Consider the following 12,654-nt stretch of genomic DNA (forward strand, 5'->3'; position numbering starts at 1 on the left):
TGGTCTACCCCTCAGTTGACTCTGGCGACAGCTCCCCTGTCAAGGGGAGCTACTGTTTGTGTCGGATTATTGCAGCAGGGCGAGTCCGGTGTCGATGGTCTCCTCGCGGGTAAACAGCGTGCGGCCGGCGCGCACCGAACGAAATACCGAGCAGCGCTCATACACGGCGTTGAACACGCTATCGGCGTCCAGCACAATGAAGTTTGCTGGCTTGCCCGTTTCCAAGCCGTACATATCGCGCAGGCCCAACGTAGTGGCACCGTTGACGGTCAGGAACTTCAACGCATCGTCGATTTCTTCAAAGCTCATCATCTGTGCCAAATGCAGCACATAATCAAGAATGAGCATCATATTGCCATTGCCCAGCGGGTACCACGGGTCCTGCATTGAATCCTGGCCCAATGACACATTGACACCCGCCTCAGTGAGCTCCTTGACTCGCGTGATGCCACGGCGCTTGGGGAAGGTATCCTGACGGCCCTGCAAATACAGGTTCTCGGTGGGGGCGCAGGCGAAGTTGATATGCGCCGCCTTAAGCAGCTTGGTCAGGTGGAAGAAGTAGGCGTTGTCCGCCGATCCCAGCGAGCAGGTGTGGCTGGCGGTGACCTTCGGGCCAATGCCAGCCTTATATGCCAACGCCGAAAGCAGCTCCACGTAACGGGAATTCGGATCATCCGTCTCATCGCAATGCACGTCGATGAGCTTGTCGTATTTCGAAGCCAACTCAACTACCGTGTGCATGGAATGCTCGCCAAACTCACGGCACTGTTCGAAATGGGGGATGCCGCCCACGCAGTCGGCACCCATCTTGAGTCCTTCCTCCACCAGCTCGGCCCCCGATTCGCCATGCGGGCCCTCGTAGGAGTACATGCCCTCCTGCGGGAAGCTGACGATCTGGAGAGTGACCGTATCCTTCAATTCCTCCTTAAGCTCCAGCAGCGCCTTTAACGAGGTCAGGTTCGGGTCGGTCACATCGGCATGGGAGCGAATGAGCTGCACGCCATGCAGCATTTCTTTCTTAATGCCGATTTTCGCGCGCTGCTTGATCTCGTCGACCGTCAAGTCGGACTTGGTCTCACTCCATCACTGGATGCCCTCAAACAAGGTTCCGCTTTCATTCACCGCGCCGGGCTTGCGGGCCGTGAATACGTAATCAAGGTGCAGATGCGTATCGCAGAACGGTGGGTAGACAAGTTTGCCGCCCAGATCGACCACCTCAATGGCCGCCAGATCACCACCCTGAGCCTCATATTGTTGCGCGAGTCCGGGGCCGAATGCGGTGAACACGCCATCCGTGACGAGAATGTCCTGCAATGGCAGGGTGCTTGCAGCCGTGCTGCCGGGTTCTCCGGTGGCGATATGTGCGTTGGTGAACAGTGTGGTAGTCATCGTCGCTCCTTCAACTGGTGTGTTGCCGAACGGTTACGTGAACCGACTGCCCGCGTAACCAACTGAGGTTATTGTCAACAGCACGCTTTGCGGTGAGGTTAACCGGAACGACCGGTGTTCCGCGGGGGAATGGACAGATTGTATGACTGTATCGATTCGCAGTGTGCTTCATAACACGCAGTTCAAACGAGCCGATCCTGTGGTGCAGGTCGAAGGCAAAGACCTCGATATGCCAGTGCGATGGGTGTTTACCAACGAGCGAGAGGATGTCTCCAGCTTCCTTTCAGGCGGTGAGATGCTGATTATCGAGGGCAACGCTCTGCTCGCCGCCGATTGGCACGGCACGCTAGGACAATATGTAGCAAGCCTGGCAAAGGCTGGTGTCGCCGCTCTGGTGGTCGAACTGGTGGAGGGTGTGGTGCGGATGCCGGACGAACTGGTGTCTGCGGCCAGGCTGCATGGGTTGACGTTGATTGGTCTGAAATCTCGCGTACCTTTTGTCGACATCTGTCAGAGTGTCAATACCGCTATCGTGCACGAACAGATGCACTTGCAATTGGAGGTGGACACAATGTCCACTTCATTACGTGAGGGATTGTCCCGTACCGGCAATATCGAGGCTGTGGCCGAAACCATTGCGTCGCTGTTCGGCGAAAGCGTCGCCATTTTCGATGGTGACGGTCTGTTGGCCGCTCGAGCGGGTCGTGCGTTCGATGCCGGCAACGAATCGAGCGCCGTCATCGCCCTTGAAAGTCGCTCCCGGCCGGTGGGAGCATTGGAGATCACGCAACGCACCATGACTTTCGACGCCACGATGCGTCGGGCCATCGCCACCATCGTGTCTCCGGTGGCCGCCCTTTATATTGACGGCGGTGCGCGCATGAGCATGATGCATCATCTGAGTATGGGTCCGGCCGACGGCGTGCACGTCAATACATTTGAGGCGCAGGAAGCGCATGCGATGCTCGAAGCGCTGGGTTTTACCGGATCATGCATCTATATGCCATTCGCTTTTCGGTTCAGATCGGTGGTGGAAGGCATCAACCATGTATCGACGATGGTCGAACGGTTCGAAGAACGGTCGGGATGCGCCGTCTCCTGCATGCTGGAAGGTGACTTGATGGTCGGATGGTGCTCCACCACCGATTCCTCAGACGGTGCGGCCGCATTCGGACGCCATTGCATGGATGCGCTTGCCGTGCTGGAAGGCGACGGTGTATACGTGGTGCATGGCCGAGTGGCATTGGACACGGTGACGCTGGTCGACGGGTTCGCGGTATTGCGTGACATCGCCAATCAGGAACCGGCATACGGGCGAATCGTAAGTACCATGTCCGCACTCGTCGACCGTTTCGTCGCATCCTCTGATATGGACAAGGCGATGCGCATGCTCGTGATGCAGACCATCGGATTCGAGGTCGCCGCCTCTCCGTTGTTGCTGGACACACTGTGCGTCTGCTTCGACAACCTCGATAGCAAAACCGGCGCGTGCGAGCAATTGGGTATCAGACGGCAAACCCTGTACAACCGACTGGACAAAGTGACACAAATGGTCGGCGTCGACTATAACGACAAACCGAACTGGTCGATGCTGCTATTCGCCGCCAAACTCACGAAATCATGGCAAGAACAGCATGGTGGATAATGCGCCAGCACCACTGGGCAACCTGTCCACTTCTACGCCGAACGGGTTAATCGACGATTCACGTTTCAGCAAATACTCAAGGGCATAGTCGAGGCTATCGCGGCGCTGGTCGACCTGCTGCGAAACGGATTCCCACTTGAATCTCATTCAGTCACACGAACAGCACATCCTTGAAAGGATGGTGACATCATGAGTTCCGCAACGATTACTACATCTGCACGACTGATGAATTCCACCCCGCAAACTGAAGAACAGGCCATGGTCAGAAAAGTCGCGGTATCTTCCTTCCTCGGCAACTTCATCGAGTGGTTCGACTACGCCTCCTATTCGTACTTCGCCACCACTATCGCCCTGGTGTTCTTCCCAACCGACAATCACACCGTCGCCATGCTGCAGACCTTCGGCGTGTTCGCGCTATCCTTCATCCTTCGCCCAATCGGCGCACTGTTCTGGGGTAGCTATGGAGATAAGAAAGGCCGTAAAGCCGCACTGGCCCACTCGATTATGTTCATGTCCGGTGCGAGCTTCCTGATCGGCTGCCTGCCGTCTTACTCGGTGATTGGCGTTGGCGCGCCGATTCTGCTTCTACTGCTGCGCATGGTGCAGGGCTTCTCCGCCTCCGGTGAATATGCCGGTGCGGCCACGTTCCTCGGCGAATATGCGCCCACTTCAAAGCGCGGCATCTACTGCTCGCTGATTCCGGCTTCCACCGCTATCGGTCTGCTCGCCGGTTCTACTCTGGCCACGCTGATGGCCGCCAACATGAACTCTAGCGCGATGGTCGGTTGGGGATGGCGTGTGCCGTTCCTGCTGGCCGGCCCGTTCGGTCTGATTGTGCTGTACATCCGCGCCAAGCTCGCCGATTCCCCCGTCTACCAGTCGATGAACGATGCGCTTGAGTCCAAGGGCGCCGCCTCCGCCGACGGTCAAATCGCTGCCAAGAGCGGCATGTTCGCCTACGTGTTCATGGTGTTCGGCATGGGCCACATCTCCGACAAATTCGGTCGCAAGAAGGTGCTTATCGGCGCTTGCGTGGCGTTCATCGTCCTCACCGTTCCCGCCTTCCTCATCCTCAACACCTCCCAGTTCTGGCCCGTGCTGCTGGTTGAGCTGGCAATGTGCGCCACCCTGACCGCCAACGACGGTACCCTGTCCAGCTACCTGACCGAGACGTTCCCCACCTCCGTGCGCTTCACCGGATTCGCGTTCAGCTTCAATCTGGCCAACGCCATCTTCGGTGGTACGGCCTCGTTCATCGCCACTGGCCTGATTGCCCTGACCGGTTCGTCCATCGCCCCGGCCTGGTACATGGTGGGCGTTGCGGCCATCGCCTTGGTCGCGATGATCCTCTCCCACGAAAACACCGACAAGGATCTGAATCACATCTGATCTCCTCAGCTCCGGCTCCTTCCCCGAGGGAGCCGGGCGTATTCATCGACCATCCAATCCACCACCAACCTAAAGGAGTACTGCAATGGGTAGCAACCGCCGTATGGACCACATGACCTGGCCGGAATTCAAGGAGGCGAAGACTCGTCCCGTCATCGTGCCGATCGGTTCGACCGAACAGCACGGCCAGCATCTGCCCATCGGCACCGACACGGTACTCGCCACGCGGGTCGCCGAAGATCTGGCGGAGCGCATCGACGGCACCGTGCTGCCCACCCTGAGCTACGGATACAAGTCCAAGCCGCTCTCCGGTGGCGGGCCGCTGTTCCCGGGCACTATCGACATGAACGGCGTGACAGTGATCAACCAAATGCACGACGTGCTGAGCGAACTCATCGCCGATGGCTTCACCAAGATCGTCGTCATGAACGCGCATTTTGAAAACGAGGCGTTCATCGTCGAGGCCATCGATCTGGTCACCCGCGGAACCGGGGGAGTGGCCACCATCGTGGAAACCAATTGGTGGGACCCGGTTCCGCAGTCGGTTATCGACAAGGTGTTCGATGGATTGGTGTTCCCCGGCAGGGCATTGGAGCATGCGGCCGTCACCGAAACTTCGTTGATGCTCCACTATGCGCCGGAACTGGTGCACATGGACCGTATGGTCGAGGAAGCCGGTGCCACGGCGAAATCCTATGTCCGTTACCCTGTGCGCCAAGGTGACGTTCCCGCTCACGGCGGACTCGCCAATCCGGCCGGCTCAAGCGCCGAACGCGGCCGTCTGATTGCCGAGGCGTGCGTGGATGCGGTAGCTGAGATCTGCGCCGAGGAATTTGGCGAGTAATCTCCCCTTGCTGACGCATTCGTAGCGACTCGGGTTGCAAAGGCCTGACCCTGATAGTACGGGGTCAGGCCTTTCCCATCCCAAGACGCCGCTAAGAATTCACCTGAGAGTCGCCTTCCTAGGCATGGCCGTTCAATCGACGATCCTAGCGTGACTGGTGTGAGCAGGAATATGAAGAACCGGCGGTGGGCCGGCAAGCGATCGGGGATCGCTTTTGGTGCAGTAGCGCTTATCCTTACGGCTCTGGTGGTTCCTTATGCTTGTGCTGGAACCACGGGAGCCGTTCCTTTTTCCGGCGATAATCCATCTTCCGGCACTCGTACGGTGACCATCGCCGACATCACTGATTTTCACGGGCATATCGAACGTGGTGCAGACAACGCCACCGCCTTCACCGTGGCTGACAGCCATAATCCCGGCAATATGATTCCGGTATCAACCGGCGATTTGGTGGGAGGCTCCCCGTATGAGTCGGCGGTGGAGAAGGACCAACCCACGCTGGATATGGCCAAAGCGTGGGGATTGACGATTTCGGCGGTAGGCAACCATGAGTTCGACCGCGGTGTCGCCGATTTCAACAATCGCATCGCTGATCCCAGCAACGGCATCGACTGGCTGTGCGCCAACACGCCTGCCGCCAATAAGTCGTCTGACGGACTGCTGAGCCACGTACGTGACTCTACGATTCGAACGGTGAACGGCAAGCGAATGGGTTTCGTGGGCGCCCTTACTGATGCGCTCGGCTCGGTAGCCACTCCGCAGATTACGCGCGATGCCGACCTTGACGAGCGGGCGGTGGACGCGATCAATCGCGTGGCCCGTGAACTCAAGCGCTCCGGAAAGGTGGATGCGGTGGTGGCCTCGCTGCACGCCGATGCCTCAGCCGCCGCCGATATTGGGCGAGATGTTGATGTGGTATACACCGGTCACAGTCACGCGATTAAGCACGGTACGACCGCGGGTGGCGCGCCTATTTACGAGGCGGGCAGCTTTGGGCGGAACATGGCCGTGCAGGATTTGATCATCACCGGTGCCGGGCGTCGCGCCACGGTGCGAGTGGCCGACGTTGACCTCGGCAATGGCACCAGCCATACGGCGGTTGACGGCGTGCTGGGCGTGGAGGGGCTTAATGCGCATCCGGCGCAAGCCGCTTGGATGTCTGCCGGTGCTGAGGAGAACGATGAGGTATCGCGCGCGCAGCATATTTACCAGGCGGCGGCAACATATGCGAACCATACCGGCAGCGCGGTGATTGGCACTTTGGCCTCTGGCGTGAATTTCGACAAACAAGGTTCGGATAAGCACGGGAATACGGTCGGTGTGCTGGTGGCGGACGCGAACCGAGAGTCAATCATGAAGCATGTGTATGCCGGGAATCGCTTGCCGGTAATCGGATTTTCGAATAATGGCAATCTGCGGACTCCACGGCTTGATATGAATGGCGATGGCAAAGTCACCGTGCGCGAGGTGGATAGTCTCATGGCCTTGCAGTTCAAGGCCGCGCATGAGACGCTCACCGGGCGCGATGTGAAGAGAGTGCTTGCCGAGCAATTTCGCCGTGACGATGGGCGACTGGAGCGGCGCTGGCTCGGCATCTCCTCGAACGTGACGTATCGGTATGCCGAATGCGGTACGGCTGGTGAGAGCGGCAATGCCGATGCCGACGCTGATACCAACGCTGACGCTGACGAGTGTGCTGCCGACGAACATGCGGCGGTTCGTATCGTGAACCTCGCCGTTGACGGCCGACCGATTGCGGACGATGACCTGGTGATTATCGCGTCCAATTCATATCTGCTTCAGGGCGGCGACAGTTACCCAGCTTTCCGTGCCGGAACCAATTACGGCGAGCTGAATATGCCATACAGCCAGCCGTTGCATGAATATCTGGCCGCACATCAAGGACTCACGGCAGTTGTTGCAGCACCGGTAGGGACTCAGGCGTAAGACACCAATTGCTGGGTGACTGAGGAACTATGGGGTGAAGTTATGAGTATAGGGCAGGAGGAAACGGCATAAATACGACGAAGCTCCCCTCGCTGAGGGGAGCTGTCGCCGTAGACGGCTGAGGGGAGCTTGCGGTATAACCGTAAACTCCCCTCAGCCAGCCTTGCTGCCAGCTCCCCTCTCCGAGGGGCACCTGGCGAGACCCTTACTTGATGGCGTTCAGCCACTGCTCCTTGGTGGCCTTCTCGGCTTCGAGCTTGGCCTTCTTCTTCGGGTCGGATTCGGCCGCGATCTTGGCGTCGAGCTCGGCGAGCTGGGCGTTGAGCTGCTCCTCGAAGCTGGACTTGCGGGCGTCGGCCTCCGGATCGGTCTGCTTCCAAGCGGCATCCTCGATGGCCTTGATCTGCTTGTCAACGGCGTCGAGACGGTTCTCGATGCGGCGCATATCGTCACGCGGCACGTAACCGATCTGATCCCACTCTTCCTGAATCTTGGCCAGCTCCTGGCGGGCCTTCTTGGCCTCGGCGTCGGTCTTCACCGGCACCAAGGCCTCGGCCTTGACCAGCAGAGCCTCCTTGGCAGCCAGATTCTCCTTCTCGGAGGAGTTGATCTGATCGCGATCGGCCTGACGAGCGTTGAAGAAGGTGTCGGCGGCTTCGCGGAACTTGGCCCACAGCTCGTCGTCCTCGTTACGGCCAGCGCGGCCGGCCTTCTTCCAACGGTCCATCAGATCGTTGAACTTGCGGGAAGTCTCACCCCAAGCGGTGGAATCCTTAAGCTCATTGGCCTCGGCGATAATCGCTTCCTTGGCTTCCTTGGCGGCCGTGCGCTCGTTGTCGCGAGCCTGAGCCCACTTGCGGCGAGCCTGGTTGAAGGTGGTGCGGGCGGCGGAGAATCGCTTCCACAACGCCTCGGCCTCCGGCTTGTCGATGCGCACGGTGGTGCGCTGGTGGTTCTGCCACTCGTCGAACAGGTTACGGAACTTGTCGGCGGTGGAGCGCCAGTTGGTGTTGTCGCCCAGAGAAGCGGCCAGTGCTTCAGCCTTCTCGACAATGGCGGTGCGCTCGGCAACGGCCTTGGCCTGAGCGGCCTTGCGTGCCTCGGCGATTTCGGTCTTCTTGGCCTCGCCGGCAGCCTTCAGCTCCTCGTACTGGGCCTTGAGTGCGGCAAGATCGCCCACGACGGCTGGCTCGGAGGTTTCTTCACCCAAGAGCTTCACGGATTCGTCGATTTCACGGGCCTTGATGTTCGGGGAAGCCAGGCGGGTGGCCAGCAGATCGAGCTTGGCCTTGAGATCCAGGAAACGACGGGCGTACAGTGCCAACGCCTCTTCCTTGGAGACATCCGGGAACTGGCCTACCTCGCGCTCGGCGTCGCCATCCTTGACGAAGACGGTGCCGTTGTCATCCACGCGGCCGAAGGCCTCGGCGGCCTTGACATCAGCCTCGGAATAGGCGGCGGTGGCGGCGGCCGGGGCGGCAGCGCGCGGCTTGGCCGCCGGAGTCTTCTTGGCGAAGGCGGCGGGGGAGGGCGCGTGCGGTTTCGGCATGGAAGCGGGGGACGGAGTCGGCGCCGGCGTGGCCGCGCTGGCCTCGGGTGCGGGTGTCGTTGCCTGCTCTTCGGGCGCAGCGGTGTTTACGGGTTCGGTGACAGTTTCGTCGGCCATGGCCAGCTCCTTAAAGCGTAGAATGCATAAGCGGGAGCGTCTCCCATCCCGGGCGAACCAGGAAGTTTTGACGCAACCCTCACCTATTATATTGATTCCGTGGCTAAAGGTGCATCAATATCAGGATTCCCGGAGTGGCTCCCCTCCGAACGTGTTGTGGAGCAGCGTGTTATCGATACGCTTCGTAAGGTTTTTGAGCTCAACGGCTTCATCGGCATTGAGACGCGAGCGGTGGAAACCGGCGCTTCTTTGCTGAAAAAAGGCGAGACCAGCAAGGAGATTTACCTGCTGAGTCGTTTGCAGGAGGTCGGTCATGAATCCGACACTCCGATTGAAGAGCGTTTGGGCCTGCATTTCGATCTGACCGTGCCGCTGAGCCGGTATGTGGTCGAGCACTCGGGTGCGTTGGCGTTCCCGTTCAAGCGCTGGCAGATTCAGAAGGTGTGGCGTGGCGAGCGTCCGCAGGAAGGCCGCTTCCGCGAGTTCGTGCAGGCCGACATCGACGTGATCGGCGCCGGCGACCTGCCCGACCACTATGAAGTGGAGCTGCCGCTGGTCATGGTCTCCGCGCTGGAAGAGCTGCGCGCGTATGGCCTCCCCAAGGCCACCGTGCACGCCAATAACCGCAAGCTGTCTGAAGGCTTCTACCGAGGCCTTGGTCTGACGGACGTCGAGGGCGTGCTGCGCGAGATCGACAAGCTCGACAAAATCGGTGCCGATGAGGTGACCCGACTGCTCACCGAGACCTGCGGCGCCACCGAAGCACAGGCGCGCGCCTGCCTCGAATTGGCCGAGCTCACCGCCTCCGACGGTGCCGAGCTTGCCGCCAAGTTCGATGCGCTGTGCGAGGCTCACGGCATCGTCAAGGATTCCGAGGCCTACACGCTGGCTCGTCAGGGACTCGATACCCTGGCCATAATCGTCGACGAAGCCGCCGCCATCCGCCCCGGTTCCGTCATCGCCGACCTGAAGATCGCCCGTGGTCTCGACTACTACACCGGTTCCGTCTACGAGACCTTCCTCGACGGTGCCGCATCACTCGGCTCCATCTGCTCCGGTGGCCGTTACGACAATCTCGCTTCCCAGGGCAACCGCAAGTACCCGGGCGTGGGCCTGTCCATCGGCCTGAGCCGACTGGTCAGCTACATGCTGCACACCGCCGGCGCTCACGCCAACCGTGTCAGCCCGGCCGCCGTGCTGGTCGCTGTGTGGAATGAAGAGGACCGCCCGGCCGCCAATCGTATTGCGAACCAACTGCGTGCGCGCGGCATCGCTACTGACGTGGCACCCACCGCGGCCAAGCTCGGCAAGCAGATCAAGTACGCGGACAAACTCGGCATTCCGTACGTGTGGTTCCCGGCCACCGCTGCCGAAGGTGCGGAAGGCGCAGAGCCCGCTGGCGACGAGGTCAAGAACATCGTCACGGGCGAGCAGGTTGCCGCCGATTGCACGTCGTGGGAGCCGGATACTGTGGTTGCCCAGCAAACCGTCGAAATCTGACGTATTCGCGCGAAAAATCGAGGAGAAACAAGACAATGAGCCAGACGGCTTACAGAACACATCATGCCACTGAAGTGACCGAGGCCCTGGTCGGCCAGAAGGTCACCCTCGCCGGTTGGGTTGACCGACGCCGTGATCACGGTGGCGTGGCCTTCATCGACCTTCGTGATTCGACCGGCCTCGTGCAGGTCGTCATTTACGACGAGGATATGGCCCGCCCGCTGCGCAGCGAATTCGTGATTCAGATTACCGGCGAAGTGCGCCTGCGCCCGGATGGCAACGAGAACACCCATCTGGCCACCGGCAAGATCGAGGTTGTGGCCGAGACCATCGAGATCCTCGCCAAGTCCGACGCCCTGCCGTTCCAGGTTTCCACCGCTCTTGAGAATGAGTCCGAGAACAAGCTGCCTGGCGAGGACGTGCGTCTGAAGTACCGTTACCTCGACCTGCGCCGCCCGTCCATGCAGCACAATCTGAAGCTGCGTTCCGACATGGCTAAGGCCGCCCGCCACGCGCTGGAAGACATGGACTTCACCGAGGTCGAGACCCCGACCTTCATTAAGTCCACCCCGGAAGGCGCCCGCGACTTCGTGGTGCCGGCCCGTCTGGTGCCCGGTTCCTGGTACGCCCTGCCGCAGTCCCCGCAGCTCCTCAAGCAGCTGCTCATGGTCTCCGGTGTCGAGCGTTACTACCAGCTCGCCCGCTGCTACCGTGATGAGGACTTCCGCGCCGACCGTCAGCCCGAGTTCACTCAGCTCGATATGGAGATGGCCTACGTGGACCAGGAAGATGTGATGGCCATGACTGAGAAGGTCATCGCCGCCATCTGGAAGTCCGCCGGCTATGAGGTCCAGCTGCCGCTGCCGCGCATCACCTGGAAGGATGCGATGGACAAGTACGGCTCCGACAAGCCGGACATGCGCTTCGGCAACCCGCTGGTGGAGCTGACCGAGTACTTCAAGAACACGCCGTTCCGCGTGTTCCAGGCCCCGTACGTGGGTGCCGTGGTCTTCAAGGGCGGTGCCGCCACGCCGCGTCGTCAGTTCGACGCTTGGCAGGATTGGGCTCGTCAGCGTGGAGCCAAGGGCCTTGCCTACGTGGTCTTCGGCGAAAACGGCGAGCTCAAGGGCCCCGTCGCCAAGAACCTGTCCGATGAGGAGCGCAACGGCCTGCGCGAGGCCGTTGGCGCCGAGGAAGGCGACGCCGTGTTCTTCGCCGCCGGTTCTCGCGAGTCCGCGCAGCTGCTGCTGGGTGCCGTGCGTGTGGAGCTCGCCTCCCGCGAAGGCCTGCTGGATCCGAAGAAGTTCGCTTTCACTTGGGTTGTGGACTTCCCGCTGTTCAAGCCCACCGACGATCCGGATGATGACGATGTGGCTGTCGGCCACTCCAAGTGGACCTCCATGCACCACCCGTTCACCATGCCTTCCAAGGATTGGATTGACAAGTTCGACAAGGATCCCGAGCACGCCATGTCCGATTCCTACGACATCGTCTGCAACGGTGAGGAGATGGGCGGCGGTTCCGTACGTATCCACCGCGACGACATCCAAGCCCGTGTGCTCGATGTGCTGGGCATCACCAAGGAAGAGGCCGACGAGAAGTTCGGCTTCCTGCTTGAGGCATTCAAGTACGGCGCTCCGCCTCACGCGGGTCTGGCCCTCGGTTGGGACCGCACCGTGTCCATCCTGGCCGGTGCAGACTCCATCCGCGACGTCATTGCCTTCCCGAAGGCCGGCGGCGGCCGCGACCCGCTGACCGGTGCTCCGGCCCCGATTTCCGACGAGCAGCGCGCCGAGACTGGCGTCGACTACGACCCGGACGCCGACGAAAACTAATCTACGGAGCGTATACCGCCTTTCCTCAGCACTCGACGTACTTCAGTGCGTCTTCGGCTTCGAACGGCGGTCTCCGCACGCGTAGATTAATTTTCGGGGAGTAATGCTCCGGTGCTATTAGCCGCAAATGGCCCTTGGAATAATTCCAAGGGCCAGTTGCTTTTTGCGGGTGGGCCCAATGTGCCAAATACCTGCCAAGGGGTGCCGAATACTCCGCCCGATGGCACCTCCGCCATGCGGCAAACCTCGCACCATGCGGTGTCCCCCCTGGCGTTTGCCGATTATCCTTCCATGGGGCGGTAACTTCCTCATGGGGCGGTAAACAACCCATGAGGCGGTGAAAACCCCATGGGGCGGTAGATCAAAATGGCTTAATTCCGCGGTTTCACAATTTCTTCAAACCGCCCCATGAGCAAATTGCCGCCCCATGAGGAGCGAG

The 12,654-nt window shown here is 60.4% G+C and carries 7 protein-coding genes and 1 pseudogene; 6 read left to right on the forward strand and 2 right to left on the reverse strand.

The annotated features are described in order from the left end of the window. Positions 1-66: 66 nt before the first annotated feature. Positions 67-1,389: pseudogene (locus ACEUKI_RS00450) on the reverse strand (amidohydrolase family protein). 142 nt (positions 1,390-1,531) lie between these two features. On the opposite strand from ACEUKI_RS00450, the gene ACEUKI_RS00455 reads away from it, so the two are divergent. The 4 genes from ACEUKI_RS00455 (at position 1,532) to ACEUKI_RS00470 (ending at position 7,214) form a co-directional block, all read left to right on the forward strand. Then, complete coding sequence (locus tag ACEUKI_RS00455) at positions 1,532-3,034, forward strand: PucR family transcriptional regulator (protein WP_115770257.1); 1,503 nt, start codon at positions 1,532-1,534, stop codon at positions 3,032-3,034. 189 nt (positions 3,035-3,223) lie between these two features. Then, entirely contained in the window at positions 3,224-4,423 is a 1,200-nt protein-coding gene (locus ACEUKI_RS00460) for an MFS transporter (RefSeq protein WP_374156337.1), read from the forward strand. A gap of 85 nt (positions 4,424-4,508) precedes the next feature. Next, complete coding sequence (locus tag ACEUKI_RS00465) at positions 4,509-5,267, forward strand: creatininase (protein WP_374156338.1); 759 nt, start codon at positions 4,509-4,511, stop codon at positions 5,265-5,267. A gap of 171 nt (positions 5,268-5,438) precedes the next feature. Then, the gene (locus ACEUKI_RS00470; protein ID WP_115770259.1) at positions 5,439-7,214 is read left to right on the forward strand and encodes a bifunctional UDP-sugar hydrolase/5'-nucleotidase; all 1,776 of its coding nucleotides are present in this window, start codon (positions 5,439-5,441) and stop codon (positions 7,212-7,214) included. A gap of 205 nt (positions 7,215-7,419) precedes the next feature. On the opposite strand, the gene ACEUKI_RS00475 is transcribed toward ACEUKI_RS00470, so the two are convergent. Then, complete coding sequence (locus tag ACEUKI_RS00475) at positions 7,420-8,880, reverse strand: DUF349 domain-containing protein (RefSeq protein WP_065454857.1); 1,461 nt, start codon at positions 8,878-8,880, stop codon at positions 7,420-7,422. Positions 8,881-8,979: 99 nt separating this feature from the next. Here ACEUKI_RS00475 and hisS point away from each other — a divergent pair, with 99 nt between their 5' ends. After that, complete coding sequence (hisS, locus tag ACEUKI_RS00480; RefSeq protein WP_374156339.1) at positions 8,980-10,380, forward strand: histidine--tRNA ligase; 1,401 nt, start codon at positions 8,980-8,982, stop codon at positions 10,378-10,380. Positions 10,381-10,415: 35 nt separating this feature from the next. Next, on the forward strand, positions 10,416-12,215 hold the full coding sequence (gene aspS / locus ACEUKI_RS00485) for an aspartate--tRNA ligase (RefSeq protein WP_115770528.1): 1,800 nt from the start codon (positions 10,416-10,418) through the stop codon (positions 12,213-12,215). Positions 12,216-12,654: the final 439 nt, after the last annotated feature.

Source organism: Bifidobacterium sp. 2450, assembly GCF_041900695.1.
In the GTDB taxonomy this organism is placed as follows: Bacteria; Actinomycetota; Actinomycetes; order Actinomycetales; family Bifidobacteriaceae; genus Bifidobacterium; species Bifidobacterium longum.